Annotated in this window: 18 protein-coding genes and 1 pseudogene; 12 read left to right on the top strand and 7 right to left on the bottom strand. The window is 55.5% G+C overall.

From position 1 onward, the window contains the following. Window positions 1-33 precede the first annotated feature (33 nt). Window positions 34-999, top strand: coding sequence for an IS481 family transposase (locus RX328_RS17175; RefSeq protein WP_317258655.1), 966 nt, complete (start codon window positions 34-36; stop codon window positions 997-999). Between the two features lie 13 nt (window positions 1,000-1,012). Here the strand turns inward: RX328_RS17175 and RX328_RS17170 are convergent. The 3 genes and pseudogenes from RX328_RS17170 to RX328_RS17160 all read right to left on the bottom strand — a co-directional run bounded on the left by RX328_RS17170 (window position 1,013) and on the right by RX328_RS17160 (window position 3,351). Continuing rightward, window positions 1,013-1,746, bottom strand: a pseudogene (locus tag RX328_RS17170) (IS5 family transposase). Window positions 1,747-2,018: 272 nt separating this feature from the next. After that, entirely contained in the window at window positions 2,019-2,183 is a 165-nt protein-coding gene (locus RX328_RS17165; RefSeq protein ID WP_409410863.1) for a DUF3551 domain-containing protein, read from the bottom strand. 403 nt (window positions 2,184-2,586) lie between these two features. After that, the gene (locus RX328_RS17160; RefSeq protein ID WP_213253523.1) at window positions 2,587-3,351 is read right to left on the bottom strand and encodes an FkbM family methyltransferase; all 765 of its coding nucleotides are present in this window, start codon (window positions 3,349-3,351) and stop codon (window positions 2,587-2,589) included. Window positions 3,352-3,852: 501 nt separating this feature from the next. On the opposite strand from RX328_RS17160, the gene RX328_RS17155 reads away from it, so the two are divergent. The 3 genes from RX328_RS17155 to RX328_RS17145 all read left to right on the top strand — a co-directional run bounded on the left by RX328_RS17155 (window position 3,853) and on the right by RX328_RS17145 (window position 7,701). Beyond that, on the top strand, window positions 3,853-4,965 hold the full coding sequence (locus RX328_RS17155; RefSeq protein WP_249726750.1) for a glycoside hydrolase family 16 protein: 1,113 nt from the start codon (window positions 3,853-3,855) through the stop codon (window positions 4,963-4,965). 376 nt (window positions 4,966-5,341) lie between these two features. Further along, window positions 5,342-6,424 (top strand): glycosyltransferase family 4 protein, encoded by a 1,083-nt coding sequence (locus RX328_RS17150; protein WP_213253522.1) that lies wholly within the window; start codon window positions 5,342-5,344, stop codon window positions 6,422-6,424. A gap of 245 nt (window positions 6,425-6,669) precedes the next feature. Next, window positions 6,670-7,701 carry a glycosyltransferase family 2 protein gene (locus RX328_RS17145; RefSeq protein ID WP_213253521.1) on the top strand — a complete coding sequence of 344 codons (1,032 nt, stop codon included), beginning with the start codon at window positions 6,670-6,672 and terminating at the stop codon, window positions 7,699-7,701. 11 nt (window positions 7,702-7,712) lie between these two features. Here the strand turns inward: RX328_RS17145 and RX328_RS17140 are convergent, their stop codons facing one another. Then, the gene (locus RX328_RS17140; protein WP_249726748.1) at window positions 7,713-9,095 is read right to left on the bottom strand and encodes an NAD(P)-binding protein; all 1,383 of its coding nucleotides are present in this window, start codon (window positions 9,093-9,095) and stop codon (window positions 7,713-7,715) included. Window positions 9,096-9,464: 369 nt separating this feature from the next. On the opposite strand from RX328_RS17140, the gene RX328_RS17135 reads away from it, so the two are divergent. Next, on the top strand, window positions 9,465-10,568 hold the full coding sequence (locus tag RX328_RS17135; protein ID WP_213253519.1) for a glycosyltransferase: 1,104 nt from the start codon (window positions 9,465-9,467) through the stop codon (window positions 10,566-10,568). Between the two features lie 41 nt (window positions 10,569-10,609). Here the strand turns inward: RX328_RS17135 and RX328_RS17130 are convergent, their stop codons facing one another. Then, window positions 10,610-11,380, bottom strand: coding sequence for a metallophosphoesterase family protein (locus RX328_RS17130; RefSeq protein ID WP_312018066.1), 771 nt, complete (start codon window positions 11,378-11,380; stop codon window positions 10,610-10,612). A gap of 381 nt (window positions 11,381-11,761) precedes the next feature. Here RX328_RS17130 and RX328_RS17125 point away from each other — a divergent pair, with 381 nt between their 5' ends. The 7 genes from RX328_RS17125 (at window position 11,762) to RX328_RS17095 (ending at window position 19,400) form a co-directional block, all read left to right on the top strand. After that, on the top strand, window positions 11,762-12,376 hold the full coding sequence (locus RX328_RS17125) for a hypothetical protein (protein WP_213253518.1): 615 nt from the start codon (window positions 11,762-11,764) through the stop codon (window positions 12,374-12,376). Between the two features lie 67 nt (window positions 12,377-12,443). Beyond that, window positions 12,444-14,702, top strand: a complete 2,259-nt coding sequence (locus tag RX328_RS17120) for a polysaccharide biosynthesis tyrosine autokinase (protein WP_213253517.1) — start codon at window positions 12,444-12,446, stop codon at window positions 14,700-14,702. Window positions 14,703-14,705: 3 nt separating this feature from the next. After that, window positions 14,706-15,425 (top strand): hypothetical protein, encoded by a 720-nt coding sequence (locus tag RX328_RS17115; RefSeq protein WP_213253516.1) that lies wholly within the window; start codon window positions 14,706-14,708, stop codon window positions 15,423-15,425. Between the two features lie 77 nt (window positions 15,426-15,502). After that, window positions 15,503-15,868 (top strand): hypothetical protein, encoded by a 366-nt coding sequence (locus tag RX328_RS17110; protein ID WP_213253515.1) that lies wholly within the window; start codon window positions 15,503-15,505, stop codon window positions 15,866-15,868. 397 nt (window positions 15,869-16,265) lie between these two features. Beyond that, the gene (locus RX328_RS17105; RefSeq protein ID WP_213253514.1) at window positions 16,266-16,931 is read left to right on the top strand and encodes a sugar transferase; all 666 of its coding nucleotides are present in this window, start codon (window positions 16,266-16,268) and stop codon (window positions 16,929-16,931) included. A gap of 685 nt (window positions 16,932-17,616) precedes the next feature. Beyond that, the gene (galE, locus tag RX328_RS17100; protein ID WP_213253513.1) at window positions 17,617-18,594 is read left to right on the top strand and encodes a UDP-glucose 4-epimerase GalE; all 978 of its coding nucleotides are present in this window, start codon (window positions 17,617-17,619) and stop codon (window positions 18,592-18,594) included. Between the two features lie 152 nt (window positions 18,595-18,746). Further along, window positions 18,747-19,400: a transglutaminase-like cysteine peptidase gene (locus RX328_RS17095; protein ID WP_213253512.1), complete on the top strand. Its 654-nt coding sequence runs from the start codon at window positions 18,747-18,749 to the stop codon at window positions 19,398-19,400. An 86-nt stretch (window positions 19,401-19,486) separates the two neighbouring features. On the opposite strand, the gene RX328_RS17090 is transcribed toward RX328_RS17095, so the two are convergent. Continuing rightward, window positions 19,487-20,878 carry an O-antigen ligase family protein gene (locus RX328_RS17090; protein ID WP_213253511.1) on the bottom strand — a complete coding sequence of 464 codons (1,392 nt, stop codon included), beginning with the start codon at window positions 20,876-20,878 and terminating at the stop codon, window positions 19,487-19,489. Between the two features lie 39 nt (window positions 20,879-20,917). Beyond that, the gene (locus RX328_RS17085) at window positions 20,918-22,120 is read right to left on the bottom strand and encodes a polysaccharide biosynthesis/export family protein (protein WP_213253510.1); all 1,203 of its coding nucleotides are present in this window, start codon (window positions 22,118-22,120) and stop codon (window positions 20,918-20,920) included. Window positions 22,121-22,899 lie beyond the last annotated feature (779 nt).

Here is a 22,899-nt window from a genome sequence, read left to right as displayed (position 1 = left end):
TGCATTCTTATCGCACGATTCGAAGGATGCGCTATGGGACAAGTTTTACACGGCTGCGCCACCACGACGGAGGCAGTCCGTCGAGCAATACAGAATAGTCAAGAGAGCCTGAGGGCGCTCGCCAAGCGCTACGGGATCAACCAGAAGACCGTCGCGAAGTGGAAGGAGCGCGAGACTGTCGCCGATCTCCCGACAGGCCCGAAGGAAGCCAAATCGACCGTGCTTTCCATCGAGGAGGAGGCGATCATCGTCGCTTTCCGGCGGCATACGCTATTGCCGCTCGATGATTGCCTCTATGCGCTCCAGCCGACCATCCCGCATCTGACGCGATCATCCCTGCATCGCTGTCTCCAGCGCCACGGCATCAGCCGATTGCCGGAGGTCGAAGGCAGCAAGCCTCCGAAGAAAAAGTTCAAGGCTTACCCGATCGGTTATTTCCACATCGACATTGCTGAGCTCCAGACCGCTGAAGGCAAGCTCTACCTCTACGTCGCCATCGATCGCACCAGCAAGTTCGCCTTCGTGCAACTGGTCAGGAAGACGGGAAGGACCTCCGCCGCGGCCTTCCTCGAAGCTCTGATTGCGGCTGTCCCCTACAAGATCCACACGGTTCTCACCGACAATGGGATCCAGTTCACTTTCCCGCCGCGCTACGCAGACGGCCCGACGGCAAGATACGTGACACATATGTTCGATATGCGCTGCCAAGAGAATGGCATCGAACATCGGCTAACCAAGATCAAGCATCCCTGGACCAATGGCCAGGTCGAGCGCATGAACCGCACGATCAAGGAAGCGACCGTCCAACGCTACCATTACGATCGACACGATCAGCTCGAAGCACACCTTGCCGACTTCATTAACGCCTACAACTGCGCTCGGCGGCTGAAGACCCTGAAGGGTCTCACGCCCTACGAATACATCTGCAAATGCTGGACTTCCCAGCCAGAACGATTCAAACTTAATCCGCTCCAGAAAATGCCGGGACTAAACACCTAGGTGGTGTGGACACTTATCGCATCCATAGCATGATGGCCGCGAGGGTGATGACGGCCCGGTAATCTCGGGCGGTCCTTTCAAAGCGGGTTGCGACGCGGCGGAACTGCTTGAGTTTGGAGAAGCAGCATTCGACGAGATAGCGCTGGGCATAGAGATGCTTGTCGAGCGGATATTTGAGCGCGCGTGACGGGTTGTTGGGTATGACGGCGAGCGCGCCCTTGCTATGGCCTGGCGCAAGTGATCGGCGTCATAGGCCGTATCGGCCATGACGACCTCGGCAGGTAATCCCTCGATCAATGCGGCGGCTTGCGGTGCATCGCCCCACGTGAACCGCACGGGACACCCCAAGCCACGAACGGCCATATGTATCTTGGTGCTCAGGCCGCCGCGCGAGCGGCCGAGCGCCTGATCTTCAGACCCTCTTTTTTGGCCCCGGCAGCGTGCTGGTGGGCTCGGACGATGGTGGAATCGACGATCAGATATTCGAAGTCCAGATCATCGGACATCGCCTCGAATATCCGCCACCAAACACCCTTGATGCTCCATCGGCTGAAGCGCCGGAACACGCTGTTCCAATCTCCAAACGCCTCCGGAAGATCACGCCAGGGAGAGCCCGTGCGCACGATCCACAGCACACGAACATCCGATTGTCGCGGCCGGTCGAACCCCCTTCTGGTCAGGCCGGCCCATGAGCAGCGGCGCCATCCGCTCCCACGCCGCCAAAACCAACCGCTCCATCACACCCAAGACCGCTCCCCAAAAGAAGCCTTGAATCTGATTTGCTCCTAAAAGGGAATCCCTTGAGTCCACACCACCTAGCGCGTCCTTATCAATTCGCGCTCGACGTTGCGGACGACCGGTGCGGGATTCTGGAAACGCCAAGCCCCGGCCGGCGGCTGGCGGCCCCGGTCCAGCGGAGAAAGCCGGGGCCGCTACAGCGATCCCATGACGTGCCAGACGATCGGTTAGCACCAGGATCACCAGCATGGCGTACGTGGTCCTGCGGCCGATCCGGTCACCTAGTAGACCCCGCGATGCCGCCGATAACCCGCGCGGTCTTGCGTGCCCCCGAAATAGGGATTGATGACGCACTGCGCCGAGCGGCCCGATGCCGGAACGTTGCATTGAGGCAGCGACGTGTAGCGGCATTCGTAATAGGTGGCCGGGCCGTATCCCGCAGGCAAACCGGATAAGCCGGATCGTACATCTGGGCGGCCGCCGGCCCTTGCAGACTATCAGATCGCCAAAATCGCCAACGTCTTTCGCGAGTTTGCGTTAACAGTGGCCGAGGTGTCCCTGGGCTCTCACCTGGCCGATCACGGGATCAATGGGGGAGCATCACGGCGGTCGTACTTGATGACGCCGAAGATGCCGCGCATTTCTCCCTAGCTTACACGGGGCGTATTCTCCGTGTCGTCAAACCACGGTAAGCCCTCTCGTCATCGCACGCTCGATCTCGCTATTGCGCGAGGTCTTTGAGTCAGTTGAACCAGTAATTTGAGTCAGTTGAACCAGTGAACTGCAGCAGGCGAACTCTTCCATGGACGTGAGCAGCCGGCATTAATGAGGATCCGGTGCAGTTAAGCGTCAACCTGAGGCAACCGAGTCTTTGCTCGCAACGAGTACTCTGATGTCCCAGTCGATGCAATCGTCTAGTCGTGAGGGCTCCGACCAACCGAGATCATCGACGCTATATCCTCTTGATTCCAAAAGCCGGCGCACATCTGCGGTAGCTGAACCAAGGAAACCGTGGGTTTCCACTACTATCACGCGCGGATCGATGGTCATCTCTCGCAGAATGTTTGTTTCCGCCCCCTCACAGTCTAATTCTAGAACGTCACACGCGGGCAGTTCATCTGGACGTACGATGGTTCGCGAAACTTCCGACCCATATACCCCGATGGCCTCACTTACGACTGCGTGGACAACTGTGAGATGGGCCTCGACGCCGTTTAGGCTGGCCGCACGACGCACCGCCCTCACCCCAGCAAGATCTCCCTCAAAACACGTGACGCTCCCTTTGTGGGTCGTCGCCAAAGCTGCGGTGACAGCAGTCACTCCCAACCCTCCACCCACGATGACAACTCTATCGCTTTGACGAACATTTTTCTTCAAAGCAGTCACAAGGCCGAGTTCATAGTTTGGCTGATCGCCAATCGGAAAATACAGCCTCGAAAACATTACTCTGTCGCCAACCTTGCGAGGTAAGCCAACTAGTACATCCCCAAAGACCAAATAACCGTCGGAGGGCATTAATGGTCGGATAGCCCTCTTATAACAATAAGAGAGTACGCGGCCACCCAGCTCTGAAATGCCGCGACTCCGGTAAACATTGATAAGTTTATCGAACATGCCTTCAGTCCTCGGCGGGTGAACCCGTCAAGCAATATCGAGAGTTTGAGCGAATTGTGGCGCATCAGTTCCGTCTAGCCCGCCTCCATGACCTTCCGCTTAACAGGAGCGGAACTTCACTTCTTGAGCGCTGCGGTTAAAGTCAAGTACCGCAACTCGGCACGCCCCCGAGGGACGCAAGCGCATCTGGTTCAGGGGTTAAGAGCCGTCGGGTTGCAGGCGACCGGCTGGATTAAGGCCATTTTGCGAAAGGAATGGGACCATCGGTTGTTATCTGTCGTTTCCAGAACATCACGAGCTGACGTCATCAACGACACTATTGTTCGCCAGTGTCAGCCTGTTACTCTCCCCATCACCCTCTACATCTTGGAGATCCGTCCCCCTGTTGCTGCGATTGGTTGCGAGCCGGAGATATTCTAGCGAGTGGGGCAGCTTGTTCCGCTGCTAATGGAAGATAAAATAAACCCGTGAAAGCCATGCTATAGTAACTTGAGTGTTGAGATGGCCTATTCAGACAGAAAGGGTACATGGATGGACTCAGCGCGGAAAATGTTGTGCATGTTCGTGCGGACGTTCGCACGCTTACGTCTAGAACGGCAGTTCGGAGCAAGGCCATTCTCCCCCACCAAACAGCTCCTTGCGTCGCGCGATGTCGAACGGGCGACCAATCCACGGCGGCATGAGCAAATAGTGGAACTAACTCAACGCTCAAATCAACATCGCACCGCTTGCCAGATGAATAATTTTCCTCTTGGCTTGTGGGCCGCTGCCTTCATCACTCTAAATGTTCCAGCCGCATACGCGGCGTCAGAGGAGAGGTCCGGTTCCTGCGAATTCCGTCCAGTGATGATCGAGAACTTCGACGAGGAGACCGCCCCCAACCGTCGAATCGAAAGTATCTCTTCCAGCCGAATTGGCCCGGCACGCTGGACCGCGCACACCCCTTGGGGCGGTGATTTTGGCGACGCCACTTTCATAGACCCGGGGCCGGGAGGCCCGTTCAAAATCAAGGACGGAATCCTGTCCATTACGGCCTCCAAGAATCAAGAAGGGCGGTGGACTTCGGGCCTGATCGCAGCAGCCGATGCCAGAGGGGTGGGCACAGGGACGCGCTACGGGTATTTCGAAGCGCGCATGAAGATGCCGCCGGGGCCTGGCACTTGGCCGGCCTTTTGGCTCGCAGCGCTGAAGCCCGCCGACCAACGGGACGGCAACGTGGAAGTCGACGTCGTCGAATATTATGGCCAGTTCACGGACAGCTATCGGTCTGTCGTGCATGTCTGGTTCAATGACCCAGCCAAAAAAAGAGGCAAGGACGAGAAGATCGACGTGCCGAATAATTCCCTGGTCGAGGACTTTCACACATTCGGGGTCGATGTTTCTCCCCAGGCCATCGTTTTCTTTCTCGACGGCAAACGGGTCTGGAGTCATCCAACCCCGCCCGAGCTCACCTATCCGCTGTACCCGCTCGTTAACCTTGCGCTCGGTAGCGGGTGGCCTATCGATAGAACGCCGAACCCGTCTACACTCCTTGTCGACTACGTCCACGTATACGGACGGGATGCTGGCCCGCCAGAGGGTTGCCCGCCAGGTCCACCGCCTGTCCCACGTTGATGGTGATAGGGCCACCTACCAGGCGTCATCGGCAGCCTCCCGATATGCTATGAAGCTTGCATCTTATCGGCAGCTGTTTTGTTGACCCCTTGATGACGAACTCACCAGGCCTAGTCCCGGCTGCAGGATCGTTTCCGCGCGCTAAAATCAACAATTATCCATCTTTGAAAATCATTATTATCACCTACGATTTCTGCGCGCTATATGCTTCGTGACGCGTTTTAGCAGAAACAGGCGCTCGTACGAGATCAGGCATCGGGACGCACTCGGCGAGAAATGGCTGTCGTATGCAGGGGAAGCCCTGTTCAAAGGTCCATGCTTGCCTGGAATAACGTAACCTTTCTATCATCTTTCGAATGCGACAGGAATTTCATCAATGCGCGTTCTGCACCTGCTCAATCATACCAATCGCCTCAACGGACACGTTCACGCTGCCATCGACCTCGCATGCGCACAGGTTAAGTTGGGCCATAGCGTTGCGGTGGCGAGCGGAGGTGGAGACTTTGACGCTCTGCTTGCCGCCAACAAAGTGGACACCATGCTGCTCAGCCACGAGCGTCGGCCTGCAACGCTTATGAAGGGGTTGGGAGTACTTTACCGCCAGGCTCGCGATTGGCGCGCAGACGTTGTGCACGCTCACATGATGACGAGCGCTGTTCTGGCGTGGCCCGTTTGCAAAATACTGGGTATTCCGCTCGTCACGACCGTCCACAATGAGTTTCAAAGAAGCTCAATTCTGATGGGTCTTGGTACGCGCGTGATCGCGGTGAGCGCGGCCGTTGCTCGCTCAATGCAAAGGCGAGGCATCCCCAAGTCGAGACTGAATGTCGTATTAAACGGAACCATTGGATCGGTTCGATTCGAAGGAAAGGATCGAACACCGCGTCATCTCGACTCTCCTGCAATCATCTTTGTGGGCGGCCAGCATCCTCGGAAGGGTCTTCCGGATCTTTTTGCAGCCTTCAGTACAGTCTACAAGAAAAACTCCGGGGCACGATTATACGTTGTTGGCGCGGGTCCGTACCTCGATACATACATTAACCTGGTAAGCACGATGGAGTGCGCAAGTGCCGTGACTTTCATGGGAGCCCAGGATGATCCCTTTCCTTTCCTGTTGGGCGCAGATGTTTTTGTGCTGCCTTCGCATGCTGATCCAGCGCCCCTTGTATTATCGGAAGCTCGCGAGGCTGGGTGCGCGATTGTGGCAACAGACGTCGATGGAATACCCGAGCTGTTAGAGCACGGAAAGGCGGGCATTCTCGTTCCGTCCCGCGAGCCTGCCAGGCTATCAGAAGTGCTCTGCTCGCTCGTTGAGAATTCGGGAACTCTTCTAGAGTGGAGGAAGAATAGTCAATTTAACCTTGAGCATTTACGTATCGAGCGGGTCGCTCGAGAGACGCTGGAGGTTTACGCAGCCGCCTCTCGCCGAAGTCGCGGACAACCTGCAAAACGCGCCTGAAAGGCAGATCGCACGATGACGAAGCCAGTCGATGGCTTGCCTTACGAACGCGACAATTCGCCTCACGCTTGCACCTCAACATAAGGATTCCACCGATATTCTCTAGAAACTCCAATGATTGCAAAGGGACTTGCCGATGGTGAAAAGCGTCACTAGTTTCGGCTTTCCTTAGAGTCAGGACCTTCCTGTATATGACCAGACCCGACACCCTAGCGCCGCCGCCGAGACCTCGGTCGGAGATTTGAATGCCCGACAGTCCGAAGCTGGCCGTGGTCATCTCCTGCTACAACTACGAGCCTTTCGTCGAGCGCGCCATTCGAAGCGTCCTCAATCAGACCCGTGGTGACTGCGAGGTCGTCGTGGTCGATGACGGATCAACGGACGGTTCATGGGAGGTCATTAGCCGCACCGGCGTGACAGCCTTCAGGATCGAGAACAGTGGCGCACGGCTAGCGTGCTTGTTTGGCCTTGACAGGACACGAGCGCCGTTCGTCCTTTTCCTTGACGCCGACGATGAACTCAAGCCGGCCGCCCTTGGCAAGATTATCGATCGGCTCGACCCCGACGTGGCAAAGCTCCAATTTCCTCTTACGCGGATCGACGCAGACGGCAATGTCATTAGTGGCGCTGTTCCGTCACTTGAAACATTTCGCGATCGCGATGTCCTCGCTCGTCAGGTTCTCAGGAGCAGCGTCTACAAGTCCCCACCCACATCGGGAAACGTATTCCGCCGAGATTTGTGCGAACTGCTCCGCGAAGCCGATTATGACAAGTTTGTCGACGGTGTTATTCTGTTCGCCGCGCCCTTTTTAGGCGATGTTGTCAGTATTTCCGAGGAGCTTGGATGCTATCGCATTCACGGCCGCAACGATTCGGGCCTCGGGCGTATGCCCGACGCCGGCTCTCTTGAGCGCGATATTAATCGCTTTTTAGCCAGGATGGAGCATCTGCGCACGATCTTACAGCGGCTTGAGCCGGGCCAAGAACTGGTGGATCCGCGTGAGTCTTTCTATTTTCGCGAACAGAGGTTCCATCTGCAAGTTGCGTCTGGACAACGTCCGCGGCTAACTGCCCTGCCGGGACTGGTCGCGAAGTTGTTGGGCGAGCCGATTTCGATGAAGAACAAGCTAGCTATGGCCGTTTACTTCATTCTCGCATCGATGCTTCCGAACGACAGAGGCAAGGCTCTTCTCGCCTATCGACTCAAAACCGGGCAGCGCACAGCTCTCGGTTTCGCGAAGGAGATAATTGGAAGGGGAGCTCCGCTCCGAAATTGATCGCGCTCCCTTCAGGAGCCGCGGCTGGTTTGCCGAAGGTCTTGCGCCACACTCGATTGATGCGCACTCTCTGGCTCAGCGGAATTGCCGCCGAGTGAGGCCTCAACCTGTAGAGTAGAAACACGGGCCGTTGGTTGGTAGTCAAAGCCACCTTGGCGGCCGAACGATTCAATTCCAAACTCGCGGAGTGCGGCAATGGCGGTGGCGGCCTGCTCGTCTGCGTCTTCCGTATAGACCGGGTAAGCGTTCGAAACGATGTGACTACCCTCGAGCTTTAGATCTCCGACGAACAATCCGTTTTCAGAGACATGCCGCCTGAAGTCCTGCTCTGCTGTTTCAACGGAACCGAAAACATGATCGGCATTAACCTCGACCGCAAAGAACTCCCGGCTACCAGATTGTCCGTAGAAATCTGAATACATTGTCAGGCGCTTCCACGACCCGGCGTGGGAGAAATTGTAGAGTATGGAATCCGTGAAGCCTCGATCACCCAAAAAGCTAAAAAATAAGCTGATCAGAGTTACCGTCATAAGTTTTTCGTCAGAGCGCAAACCGCATAACTTCTGAATGCGCTCAAGCGGTATGGTCGATACCACGCGACGTGCAGCAACGCGTCGGCTGCCTGTATTGAGGAAAAATTCTCCATCCTTTTTTTCCAAGCTTTGCAGTTTCGCTCCAAGGAGGAAGGTGACGCCGTCGCGCTCTAGCCGCTGCGCCGCACCTTGATAAAGGCGGGCGAAGCCTTCCCTCGGGCGCGCTAATTGCTGATTTGGAGCTGATTTGGGTGCAGGCATTACCCAGCGACGGAAAGCGCCGCGCAGCGAAGCGTGCTCTTTGATCCAAAGCATTCGCTTCTGCGCAAAATTTATGTCGATCTTCTCCGCTGGAAGACCGTAGAAGCGCTTCATGTAATTTCCCAATCCAGAGCGGTGCAGCAGCCGGGCGCCGATCCAGTACTGAGCAAAATCCCTCGCGTTCCGCAGACGGCTCCGGAAGATGCGCGCAAACAAAACAGACGATAAGATGCGGAGCCACTCGACAGGACCGGCGGCTATCAGATCATCTTTGATCGAAATAGGATATTTCGTAACCATACCCTGTGGGTTCAGTCGACCCCAGCTCGGGTTGATCGGAACGTAAAGCGGCAGGAGCTCCGGCAGGTGCGCTAGCAGGGGTGAGTCATCTTGGAATATGAAGCTCCCGATATCGAACGTATATTCTCCAATGCTGCGGTCGATGTGGTTGCCTCCGATATGCGCGTACTCGTCGACGACAAGCACATTTTGATGACCCTGCTTTAAAAGGATAGACGCAGAGACAAGTCCACTAATACCAGCTCCCAAGATAATGACGTCAAAAGTAACCTCGCTGCTGCCATCAGTTGCTTTGAGCATATGACTTTCGTTCATAAAAAAGGGACGGCCGCGAAAAAGATCAGAACGCGCAATACAGACTCGCGTCGGACCGCGAGATGATGACGCAATTGAGGTAATCTAGCATCGTTGAAGCCATTACGCCAACTGCACGGCTGCTGAAAATGTGGCGTCCAAGTCACTACTTCTGCATTTCTTCCTCGGACGGGACTGCATCACGCCGGCTTTACGGCGGGTGCGCACTCCGTTAACAATGTTCGAAGATTTCCCGAAGCGACACCAACCGGCAATCGTCGCCCGTTGTCACCCAAAGCGCCGCGGAATATGGTTTTTCGAGATTTTTCAGCATAAAAATTTACCGGTCCCAACAGCGCCGAAGGTGATAATTCCGTGAAGGTCGCAATCATTCACTACTGGCTCGTCGGCATGCGCGGCGGCGAGAAGGTGATCGAGGCGCTTTGCGAGATGTATCCACAGGCCGACATTTTTACCCACGTCTACGTGCCGGAGATGGTCTCAGACCGGATTCGCCAGCATCGCATCATTCCGACGTTCATCAATTCGCTGCCTCGCGCGAGTAAGATGTACAAGACATATCTTCCACTGATGCCGCTTGCGCTCGAACAGCTTGATCTACGCGGCTACGACCTCATCATCAGCAGCGAATCCGGGCCGTCCAAGGGCATCATTGCGCCCTCAGACGCGCTGCACGTTTGCTATTGCCACACCCCGATGCGCTACATCTGGAACATGTATCACGACTACCGGAATAGCGCCGGCCGGGTGGCACGGCTGATGATGCCGCCGCTCACTCATTACCTGCGAACCTGGGACGTGACATCGGCCGCCCGGGTCGACAGCTTTGTTGCGAACTCGGCGACGGTTGCGAGGCGCATTCACCGGTATTACGGAGCACCTTCCGTCGTCATTCACCCACCCGTTGACACCGGTGCGTTTTCGATCGCCGCGCCCTCCGAACTTGATGAATATTATTTGATGGCTGGTGAACTCGTATCCTACAAGCGACCGGATCTCGCGGTGCGCGCCTTCAACGAAATGAAGTTAAGGCTCGTCGTGATCGGCGGTGGCGAGATGCTCGATGAACTTCACCGCCTTGCGGGGCCTACCGTCAAGATCCTGGGTTCACAGCCATTCGATGTCTTGAAGCAACATTATGCGCGATGCCGTGCATTGATCTTTCCCGGCGAGGAAGATTTCGGGATGGTGCCGGTTGAGGCAATGGCGAGCGGCCGTCCCGTCGTCGCCTTTGGTCGGGGCGGCGCTACTGAAACCGTTGCAACTGGTCTGTCGGGTGTTTTCTTTGCCGAACAATCGGTCGAGGCCATCTCGTCGGCCGTCAGAAGTCTGGCAGATATGGAAATCGATCCCGAAAAGATCGCCGCACACGCGCACCAATTCGGCCGAGATCAGTTCTTTAAGAAAATGCGCTCGCACATTGATGGCCTGCTGGCCGCAAAATCGGGCGCGCACTGATGGCGCAAGCCGCGCGAAGAATTTTGACGCTCGCCGGCTCGTCAGTAATCGAGAGAGGTATCGATCACCGACAAGTCTTCCCCCTCAAGTACAAGGCATGACAAGCGGCCAGTCGCAAAGGCGCCCGTATCGATATTGATTCGATTTGGCCCGACTTCTATTTCGCGGGTGGGGGTATGTCCGTGAACGATGATCTTGCCGAACTCGTGCTTTGAAGACAAAAATTCCCGCCTTATCCAAAGCAGGTCATTTTCCTTTTGGCGCGACAGCGCGACGTTGGGTTTCACGCCGGCATGAGCAAAGAAGAAATCGCCGCACTCGAATGAATTTCTCAAATCTCTGAAAAAACGAAAATGCGCTGGTGGCAAAGCGCTGTGAAAATCCGATTGAAGCTTGGCGATCTGGCTTCCGTTCACCGGGGTTTCAGCAGGCACGCCGTACGAGATTAGAGTCTCCAGACCACCCAAACGCAACCATTGGTCGAACAGGACCGGATCGCTCAGGCATTTGATTGCGATCAGTTCATGGTTGCCCTTCAAGAATACGGATTGATGCGTGTTCCTATGTTCGACCAATCTATCGATCGTTTCGCGCGACGATGGCCCGCGATCGATATAATCACCCAAAAACACGTAGAGCGGTCTTGGTGTGGGGCGGAGCGCGATATCGTTACTGATCCGAGCCAGCAACTTGTTGAGCAGGTCAAGGCGACCATGAATGTCGCCGATGGCATATATCCTCAGCTCTGCCGGTACCGATGGACGCCGCCCCCGCACTCGGAGTTCGCTAAGACCCGGAACAAGCGCCAGCACTTGTCAACCCACCATTGCCGAACGGATTCCACAGCGGTGGAACATCAACTTGGGCATCTTGAACCTTTCAATCACGCAAATCGCAATCCTTGCAATGCCTTTTTGACAGCGTCGCTATGGTCTTACTTTGCGTGGAACAATGGCCCGCGCAACGGTTTTGTCATCTTATCTTGTTCTGAACATTGTGTGAGACGCCTCGAATAGATCATGCTTGGCTGGACGTGCCAAGCCAAAAGATCAACCATATCAGCATGTTAAGAAGAGATAGAACGCTGACGATCGGGATCAACCATAGCGGTAAGGCGCGCTTGCTGGGTTTTGTAGTCTAATGTAGTTTAAGAAACAATTTTCAATCAGAAACAAACATTTGGCGGCGTTCTCATGACCACTCCAATTACATCGACGGCGCTTTTTGGTGCGGTGTTTCTTGCCATTTCCGCTACCCAGGGTTTTGCAGCGTGCCTCAACCCGAGCGCCTCCCTCGAATCGATCGGTCAGTTCCGAGCCAACCCTCAGGGGCTGGTCGCCCCGGGTTCCGATACCCGTACCATCGAGGGGACGACGCGAGATCTTGCGGGAACAGACGCATCGCTTGTCGGGGAGCTTATCAGGGTTGCGGCAGGCACGGCCCCCCGGTTTCAGACCGCGATCGCTGCCGGTCTCGCCCAAGCCGCAATAGCTTGTTCGACCGTTGACGAGCAAGCGGCCCAGCTCATTCAGCAAGCCGTAGCCGGCTTCCAGGACGGACAGTTCCAGGCTGCGTTTGCCGCGGTTGCGGGAGATCTCTCGACGGCCGCGACGGAGGCTGCGAACGCTTCTGCAGCCAGTTCGGTCGGCAGCGTGGTTGTGGTCAATCCGAACACATCATCTCGCTCGACGCTAAGGCCAGGCGGCGGCGGGGGCGTTTCGGCGCTTATCCAGATCTCGTCTCCCAGCGTCGGCAACCTCGGTAGTCCATCATCGACTGCGGCAGGTCCGGTGAGCCCGACACGTTGACACCGAATTCACCTAGCGATGCGCCAGCTTTGGCCGAACGGACAGGGGTCAGTTTGAGGAATTACGCATGAACATTGCCGGGCAATTTTCACCCTACACGCCGGCGATAGATAACGATCCCAGCTCCGGAACGTTGTCCATGCTTCAGATCCGCGACTTTCTGGGCCGCGGCTGGCGTTTAATTGCCTTGGTTACCGCCCTCTCCACTGTGGTTGGAGTAGCCTACATCGCAACTTCGCCGTTCAGGTACACTGCGCGCGCGGACATGATCATCGATACAAAGAGGGTTACCTGGACACAGAGCGAAATGGCCTCTGAAAATCGCACGATTGAAGATGCATCGGTCGAGAGCGAGATAGAGACTACCAAGTCCGAAAAAGTCGTGGAAGCCGTTATTCGTCGCTTGCGTTTGACGGAGGATCCCGAGTTCGTCGGATCCGGACCGGGGCTCAGGCGCCGTATCTTTTCGTTATTCAAGCTGAGTTCAGCACCAGAACAGGAGCCGTCGAAAGACGAAGTGATGCGCCGCGTCGTAGACACCGTTAAGGCCAATCTGCGCGTTACCCGTCTCGGACGCAGCTACATCGAGCAGATCGCCTATACCTCGCTTGATCGTGAGAAGGCTGCCATCATCGCCAACGCCTTTGCGGATGCCTATATTGAAGATCAACTACAGGCGAAGTTTGAAGCGACTCGTCGTGCCACCGCATGGCTTGAGCAGCGAATTGGCGAGCTGCGCCAGCAAGCCAGTAACGCCTATAAGGAAGTTCAAGATTTCAAATCCGAAAACAGCATCATCATCGGTGTCGATGGCAAGCTGGCGAGCGAAGTGGAACTTGATCAGCTTGGCATAGCCTTGGCCAAGGCCCGTGCCGATACCAGCCAAGCCCGTGCCAAACTGGATCGCATCACCAGAGTTCTGGAACAACGGTCGGAGAAGGAAAGCTTCAAAATTCCTGATCCAGTTGTCACGGACGCGCTAAGCAATCCCGTGATCACAAAACTTAGACAGCAGTTTCTTGACAATCAAAACAAGGAATCCGAGTGGAGCGCCCGCTACGGTGCCGATCACCAGGCTGCCAGAAATCTGCGGGCTGAAATGGCGGCTCTGCAGCGGGCGATCTGGGATGAGATTTCCCGCATTGCCGAAAGTTACAAGAGTGAACTGCAGATCGCAAAAAGCCAGGAAGAATCGATCGACAGGCGTATGATCGAGGTTTTCCAAAGGTCCGCGTCAACGCGACAGTCACAGGTCCGTTTGCGCGAGCTTGAGACTGCCGCGAATACCTATCGCGGTATTTACGAGACATTCCTCTCACGCTTCACTCAATCGGTGCAGCAACAATCGTTTCCTTCGACTGAGGCCCGAGTTGTCACGGCAGCCACCCCTCCCCGTACGCCAAGTTCGCCAAAGATAGGCTTGACGCTTGCGTTGGCATCGCTTTCCGGACTGGCGCTTGGAATAATGGCAGCGTTTGGCCGCGAACAAATGAATCGGCAGGTCCACACCCGTGCGCAACTCGAGAAACTGCTGGGAGTTAGTTGTCTCGCCGTTCTGCCGGCATTTCCTCAGAAAAAACCTGTCCTGCGCAAGCTGCAGGCGACTCGGGATTCAAGCGCATTTCGACAGATCAGCGAGGTTGCGCCATTTTCCGCAACGGCCGAAGCTCTGCGCTACATCAAAGTCGCCATCGACCTTCACCCCACTGGGGGCAAGGTGATTGGGATAGTTTCGGCGCTCCCCGGCGAAGGAAAAACCACGGTAGCAACAGGTTTTGCGGCCTTCGTTGCAAAGAGCGGCGCACGCACCTTGCTGATTGACGCCGACTTGCGAAACCCGTCGATGAGCCGGGCCCTTGGCTATACAAATGCGCCAGGCTTGGTCAACATGGTTGCGGACAAATCGGACTTTGACGATCTGGTCATCACAGACTCGAAGTTTAAATTTGATTTCTTGCCATCTTCAACCCGGATGAAGCCCTCCAACAGTTCTGATATCCTGAACTCGCCAGCGATGAAGGATATGCTCAAAGCCGCCAAGAACAATTACGACTATGTCCTTGTCGACCTGCCACCAATCCTTCCGGTGGTTGATGTCAAGGCTGTGGCCCATCTGTTCGATGGCTTTGTATTGGTCGTTGAGTGGGGCAGCACATCCACCGACGAAGTTCTCAAGGCGCTCCACGCCTCCCCCATCCTCTCTGAGCGACTTCTGGGTGGCGTCCTCAACAAAGCCGATGAAGCCGTCATGCGCCGCTTCGAGGGTTATTCCGATCGGCGATATACTTATTACACAAATGAACCCGCATCGGCGGAAACTGTCTAGCTCTTGGCCCTGGCAAAGACCCCTCTCGCGTTGGTTGTTGGACGAGCGCTGACCTTTGCACTTGGCTGCCTGGGGCTGGTGTGGGGGATTTTCGCGCTTGCCCACAGCGAGGCGGCTGATGATTTTCGAGAAATCGAAGGTCGTCTGTTGCGCTCAGAGACGTTGAATCGGACGATCTCAACCCAGACGTTGGAAAGTCGCGCTGCGCAGAGCCTCAGCGCGTGCGATACCCATTCTCAAAGGGCAATGTTGCTCCTGGAAATGCCGTTGGCGGAATCCGCGCTACGGACGGGCTTCGCTCAGGAGTTCGACCGCCACGTCCGGTCTCTTGAGACTCGTTCGAGACTGATCCTGAGCTGCACGCCGCGAGATTCGTTCGTATGGCTCCTGGTATTCAACCTGGAGGCCCTGCACGGTCTGTTGAACCACCGATCTTTTGATGCGCTCTCCATGTCCTATGATACCTCGCCAAACGAAGCATGGATCTCAATCCGTCGGACCATCGTTGCGACGCCTCTACTACTTATCGCGCCCGAAGCTCTCCGGCTCAAAATCATCAAAGAATTTCAACAGCTTATAACCAATGGATTGCCGGACAGTGCGGCCCGCAGCTATTTGGCTGCTCCTCCGGCAATTCGTTCGCTACTACTCGCTCACGTCCAGCAGCTCAATCCTTCCCAACAGAAAAGCTTTTCGGACGCGTTGCACAAATTTCGATCTTGACTATCGTCTCTTGCAAGAGAGCGAATTCCGTTGCGCGATATCTTTGCCTGATCTACCGAACTCGGGAAGTTGCCATGATGTATCGGACGCCGGTTCTGGTGGTTGCCTTCTCGCTGCTCGGATCGCCCGTGAGCTGCCTGGAAGAATTGGAAAGCCTTCCCGCCGCCACGCTTACGGCCGATCAGTGGCAGCAACGTGTCATGGAGGCGCGTCGCCGCTCCGAGGAATACGTCGCGAAAGCGCGCACGCGAACCGCAAGTCCTCCCCAAACGGACCAGGAGGATGCTGAAGCCGCCGATCAACGAGCCATGAACGACCCAAGCCTGCAGCGAGGCGACGTGATTGCCACCAGCAAGGGCTTTTTTGTCTTCACCGGACATGATCGCGACGAGCGTACGCCTGCGGACTTCTCGCCGGTCCTCGCACCGCCACTCCCTCGATGAGGATCATTCGAGGGGACTGATGGCCCCTGCACGATGGCCAAATGGCGAGCCGATCACGTCAGGTTGATGCCGATCATTCCCAAAACATGTTGTCGAACACATAAAATTCGAACAAACATTTAAATTGAGGATCTCGGCTCTCTCCGACGGAACTCACGATATTGACCCCGCACTGCAGCATAACATGGAGGCACAGCTGCTTCAATCTGGAGCGGAACTAATAAACAGCCGAAACTAGTCAACGTGTTCAATGCTTCATTTGATTAAGGTTTATCAAAAAATGCGTATAATAGAGCCTTGCGTGATCTCTGAAGTGGGCGCATTGATCTGTTAAAAATCAGTAAATTTTAACGACTAAGATGAATCGTTTTTGAAGTGCCTTCTTAAGGAGTACCAAATGAACAATTTGGTCGACACTTTCCGATTTGCAGCAAACGCCTCGCCCCGTCCTGTCGGACTTACTGCAAAGCGGACAATCGATATTGTGCTGGCAGTCTCTGGAATTGTGTTACTCGCGCCTTTGCTAATCATTTGTTTCATCGCCACAATTATGACGTCGCCTGGACCGGCTCTGTTCCGACACCGACGGGTCGGCTTTGGGGGGAAATATTTCGATTGCCTGAAATTCCGCACGATGGCGACCGACGCATCGGCGCGACTGCGCGACCTTCTTGACTCGGATCCTAGAGCGGCGGCGGAGTGGGCGACCACACGCAAGCTGCGGCACGACCCGCGGGTGACCCCGATCGGAGCTATTCTACGCAAATCCAGTCTGGACGAGCTGCCCCAATTATTTAACGTCCTGAAGGGCGACATGAGCATTGTTGGGCCTCGTCCGGTTACCGATGAAGAACTGGTTAGATATTCCGACGCCATAGGGGCCTACCTTTCATGCCGGCCGGGCATAACCGGACTCTGGCAGGTGAGCGGGCGTAGCACCACGACCTATGAGAAACGCGTCAAATATGATGAATTTTATGCACGGAACTGGTCCATGGCTTTGGACGCGAAGATAATAATTGTTACAATCCCTGTTGTCCTGCTCTCGGATAGCGGCTTTTGAACGTCGCCCGTGCGCCGGGAAGCCGCCGAAAAATGAGGAAGGTTACCCGCTCCACGTCTAAACCGATCGGACAAGACACAACGCGTCGATCCAGCGGCGCTTCATGTCCCAGAATACGTCGCGTTGCGTCTAGCGGCGGCTCGCTGCGACTCTTCATTGATCGTCTCCAGCTTTGCTAACGGGTAAGGATAGCGGGTCTACATTTAATGAGATGCCAGCAACCTCCTTTACGTTAATTTGGCATTGAGATTGCTGATTGCGTTCGTTGTGTTTACTCATCGCTTGTCTCAGAGCGGTAACGACGAATGAATCATCTCCAGCGGTCGACAAAAGCCGACAGCGAATTGCGGGATTCGTCGGCCCAACTCCGCGGTGGGCGGAGGAGCAGGAAAGTCGCCATCTGGCTGCTTGCCACAATCATTATAGGGGCAATGCTTGCATGGCTCGCCTTTCTGGGGTGGGGAATGATCACTTTATGGCAGAGGGTGTTCACATACTAGTTAACCCTAGGCGCCTCTGGACGGCCTAGGTTTTTTGCACATCGCGCTTTGTTTGAAGACGAGGCTGAAGTTTAATCCTTCAAAATTCCAGCCGGCCTTCAGGCATAAGCAAGGCATTCGCAACAATCGCGTCCTTCAATCGCAGCGGAACTGACGACGCGAGCGCCCCCGGGAAATTCAACTGAATGGGAAACATTCTTGTCGCTGGCGGAGCAGGATACATCGGGGCGCACACCTGCCTCGATCTATTCAATAAGGGCTTCACCCCAATCGTGTATGATAATCTCTCAAATGGTCATGCTGAATTCGTCAAGTGGGGTCCTCTTGAAATCGGCGACATTCGGGACCGTGGCAGGCTCGATGACGTGCTCAGGAAACACAAGCCGCTCGCCATTGTGCATTTCGCCGCATCGATCGAGGTGGGCCAGTCGGTTCTGGACCCGGCCAGCTACTACGAGAACAATGTCGTCGGCACGATAACGTTGCTTCGAGCGGCGCAAGCTGCAGGAATCGACAAGATCGTGTTCTCCTCGACATGCGCGACGTACGGCGTTCCGTCCTCAATACCGATCAATGAGGCCCACCCTCAAGCGCCGATCAATCCTTACGGCCGCAGTAAACTCATTGTCGAGCAGATATTGAAGGACTTGGATCTGTACCAGGGCTTTCGATCGCTAATTCTGCGCTATTTCAACGCGGCTGGAGCAGATCCAGAAGGACGAATCGGGGAATGGCATTCGCCGGAAACTCACGCCCTCCCGATCGCGATCGAGACCGCCTTGGGTCGCCGGCCACATTTTGAAGTTCTGGGAACGGACTATGAAACGCGGGATGGATCGTGCGTGCGCGACTTCGTCCACGTGCTGGATCTTGCCGACGCGCATGCCCGCGCGATCGAGCATCTCTTGAATAATGGCACCAGCCACGCGCTCAATCTTGGCACCGGTCATGGGACAACCGTGAAGGAACTGCTTGAGACCGTTCAGCACATTGCAGGCAAGAGCATTAGCGTCAAATATGGGCCACGCCGGGAAGGCGACTCACCGATTTTGGTAGCAGACAATGCTCTGGCGAAACAAACGATCGGGTGGTCTCCGCGGCATGACCTCCGGTCGATTGTCGGTACCGCCTGGAACTGGCACTCAAATTGCTTGTCGATTTGACCCGGCGCTTGACCACCGCGGGCTGCAGGATGAAGACCATAAGAGTTCGTTAATCCCGTTTGATAGAGAAGATTTAACCTCGCAGCCGGACAATCCGCCGATTGATTGCGCGCGCACACGCGGTCGCATCATCCTCGGTCAGTGGTTGTCTCATGGCACGACACTTATATTCGATGGCGGCTGCAATCCTTGCAGGCGCGCTGTTCGCTGGCCTCGCCGAAGCTCGCAGTCGGTCCCCACAGGACTCAAATGTGTCTCCAGGGATTGTGGAAGCTTCTCCGACATTAGCTCCGTTTCAGCATGTCCGCTTTTGCCTTCGATATCCTTCTGATTGCAAGACAAGCGCGGCGGAAAGCGATCGCATCGAATTCAGCACGGAGACTTCGGAGTTGCTGAAGCGTGTGAATCACAGCGTCAACATGTCCATTATTCCAGCCTCCAAGAACTATGGTTCCAACCTTGAGGACAGCTGGACGATTGCGCCAGATATGGGAGACTGCAACGACTACGCCGTAACCAAGCGGCACGAGCTCCTCGGAAGCGGTCTGCCCTCAAGGGCTCTGCGGCTATCGGTGGTCAAGACGGCCTCCGGAATTGGTCACCTGGTGCTCGTCGTCGCGACGACACGGGGTGACCTCGTTATGGACAATTTGACTGAGGCAATTCGCCCCTGGCAGAGCACGGGCTACCAATGGCTCAAGATACAATCAGCCGCCGACGCCAAGTTTTGGTATGAGGTGAAGTATCCTGCAGGCGGCCCGTCCATCTCGCAAGCCGATAAAAAACTTCGCCTGGCGGATCGATAGCCAGTTCATAACGTCGTGCATAGTTCTGGGAGGCATAAGCATCTTGACCGGTTTGCTCCCAATGCCGGCGTGCGGCTCCTCTCAAATCAAAGAGATTGCGTGATCGCGCGTTGCTTGGGCTCGCAGGTTGAGCAGGCTCGGGCGAGCCCGCAACCGAGCAGAATACCGAACACGATAAGATAGCCAGGAATTTGCAGTGAAAAATCGACGAGCGAGTGCAAATAGCTAAGGACCACAATGCCGGCGATTGCAGCCAGCGAGCTCCGGCTCCGATCCTGAGACATGAGGGCAGCGCGAGCAAGGAAAAAAAAGGATGCAACCGCCGCGATGACAACCATGGCTGCCACAGGAATTCCCATCTCGACCGCAATTTCTAGAATTGTGGAGTGAGCGTAGTCCCATACGCCCCCACTAGGGAAGTCCTTGCTCCGCAGCGATGGAAACAGATCCGCAAAGCTGCCAAGTCCGGCACCAAGAAGAGGTCGTTGCCGGATAGCCTCAACGCAAAACTCATAGACTGACCATCGCGCCTCATCCAACAACCCACGGGAAATAATTTGGCCCATTCGACTGAGCAACAGGACAACGAGCGCAATAGCCGCACTTCCTGATACCAGGATGAGCCAAAGTCTCACCTTGCGCCTGTTAGCGACCATCAGCGTGATCGCCACCATCAATCCGAAGCAGGCAGAAATCAATCCGGCGCGTGAGCCCGTCAAAAGAAGTGCAAAAAAGCACAGTAGCGCAGCTGCGGATCGAAGAATGATCTTGAACGCAAGGTCCTCATTCAATTTGGACAGCAATAGCAGCCGTAGCGAGGAAAATTGAACGGATTGTATCGAGAAAAAGGCTGAGCAGGACCACAGGATCACGCCGGCACCCACGAATGTGGCGGCGGTATTGCGATTAATAAACGTCGCGGTCAGACTTCCGCGGTAGGCGAGCTTAGGTGCCCATAACACCATGTTCGGCGTAAATGCAAAAGCAGCGAGACCATAAACCACGTAAGCAAGAATTGAGTAGTGTGCGAACCGGACAAATATTTCGAAATTGCGTTGCGAGACACCCAGGCAGAAGGCGCTGACGAAAGACGTTGTAAAGAGTAGAAAATGTCCTGCCGCAATCGTTGGAATCTCGGCTCGGCTAGAGATCCGGGGCAACGCATTAAGGCTAAGAATCTCGTTGGCCCGCTGCCAACTTGGATCGTTGAGCTGGTTGATCGCATTAGGAACGACCTGAACGATCGCCACCAGCGCATAGATTCCACATAAAGCAAGGAAGCCAAGTAACACCCGGCTCTGACCGGTGCTCATTGGCGTCACTACACCGCACAACGCACTTGTTGAGAGCAGAATAGTCCAGACCACGATCCAGAAAAGATCCACTGACCCGAAGAACAGCGGGGCCAGCACGAGCACAAAGACGGTGATCCACAGCTGGACCGAGCTGGCCGTCACACCGAAAATCCCGGTTGCCATCGATCTATGGCCGAATCGCTGATCCGATCGGGGCCGCGCCTAGTTAATCGGCGTGGCCACTTCATGAACGGCTGCATTGACGTTTCTGACGGTCGAGGTCGTGTTGTTAATCAGCAAGAGGAGCTTGTAGTAGTCCACAACCTTGGCGTTCGCGACGTACATGACATCCTTGGATCGCATCTGGAAGCCGGCAGCGAGCAGCATACCCGATGGATCCCGCAGATTCAGACGATAGATCGTTGGCACCCTGTCAAAGGTGAATCTCGTTGTATCGACACCAAGCTTTTCCAGGAAATGACGGTCCTCGTAGCGATAGACGTAAAGTTCACTGGGGTCAGATTGATTGTCGTTGAGTCCGCCAGCCTTGCCCATCGCTTGAGCCAGCGTCAGCGTTTCAACATCGAACGGAATTTCTGAATTGAAACCGAACACATTTTGATTGAGCGCACCTAGTGCCGTGAATGTCGGCGACTCACGCGTCAGGAAAATCACGTCGTTCGGTCTTATGAAGATATTTTCGCGCGGGTCGTGCACCACACGGCTTAGCAGCACCTTCACGCGCTTACCGTCCCGCTGCAAGGTAACGTAGCTTTCGATCGCCTCGTACTTAGGCCCCCCGGCGCGCGCAATCAGCGCCAGTAATCTTTCGCCGACGCTGTTCAGAGCCAGGACGCCAGGTGTATTCACGTCACCCAATACACTGACGACACTCGAGTGCTGCTGATTGAGGCTGACGACGACCTGCGGCTCGATGGCGCGGTTCCGCAACCGAGCAACGATTGCCTGCTGGATTTCCGGAATGGTTCGCGCGGCGGAAGGTATTTCGCCAGCATAAGGAACATAAATGCTCCCCTTCTGATCCACCGCCTGGGGCGGCAAATCGACGAAGTTTCCCGGACGAGCGCCGGCAGCTTGGCCGGGCGTAAATAGGCCGCCCGGAGCAGCTTCAAAGATCGATACATTCAGGACGTCGCCCACACCGACCACCTGCGTAGGCTTGGCGCGCTTGTCAGGAAACTGCCCTTTGAATGTGATCAGGTTAGGTTGCGACAGAAAGCCGATGGTATCAGCGCTAATGTCGACCAGCGCATAGGGCAAAGCCGTCTTAGACCGGATGCCAGCGGTTGCATTTGCATTTACCGCGTCACTTGAGGGACCGGTCCCGGGAAGAATCGAGCATGCCGGCAGCATAATCGCCAAAACAACTGCAGAGACAACTCCAAACAGCGGTTGCTTCCGCATGCCGACGCGTGCGCCCCATCGCCAGCACCGCCACCCAACTGTGTCGAGACCTAAACGCGAACGACCGCCCAGATTTGGCCGGTCTTCGGTCATCTTAGCACTAGGTGTCGCCCTCAATTCCAACGCCCTGCCCTCGGATCCTGCGTTTTCGAGTTTTTCCCGTCAATTGGCGGGACAGCTCGCGGACGCTTCCAAACCGAACCTACAGGGGGAGTCGCTCGTATCAAACAGCGCAGTGGCGCCTAGCCTCTGTTTTAGGCGGTCCGTTGCCTCTGCGCCACACCCATGTAAAGCGCTGAATATTGGAGGTGTTGCCTCCGATGGGATAACAAAAGTTGAAAAAAGGATTAACAACTTAAACCATCCATCGCGTCAGTCGGGCTGGTCGGCGACTCTGAGGCCGAGAGTAATCCCTCCCGGAAGACCTCTGGCGCCCAACCCACCCACGCGCCATCCAGAAGTCGCTAGTGTGCCTTTTAAAGCGCAACTGAACACGATTCCTGAGATTTCCCCTACATTCACATTCAACTAAGAGCCGATGAAAATACATATACAACCGATAAGAGTACCGCGACTGGCGGCGCAGAAGTCTGTTTTTGGCTCACCATCCTTGGAAAAAGTATCGTCGCTTCAACAACTTACCGGCGTGGCTCGCAACCGCTTAACAGACAAACAATTCTCTTTCGAACGCCTGCAAAACCTGGCCAAGTCAGTGCTGACCCTTTTGTAATTGCAGCTGCTTTCTTCAAAGGCTCGTGATCCAATCGCAAGTGACGATT

This window comes from Bradyrhizobium sp. sBnM-33, from assembly GCF_032917945.1.
Taxonomy (GTDB): Bacteria; Pseudomonadota; Alphaproteobacteria; order Rhizobiales; family Xanthobacteraceae; genus Bradyrhizobium.
The sequence above is the reverse complement of the archived record's forward strand: the minus strand, read 5'-3'. Positions and strand labels throughout refer to the sequence as shown.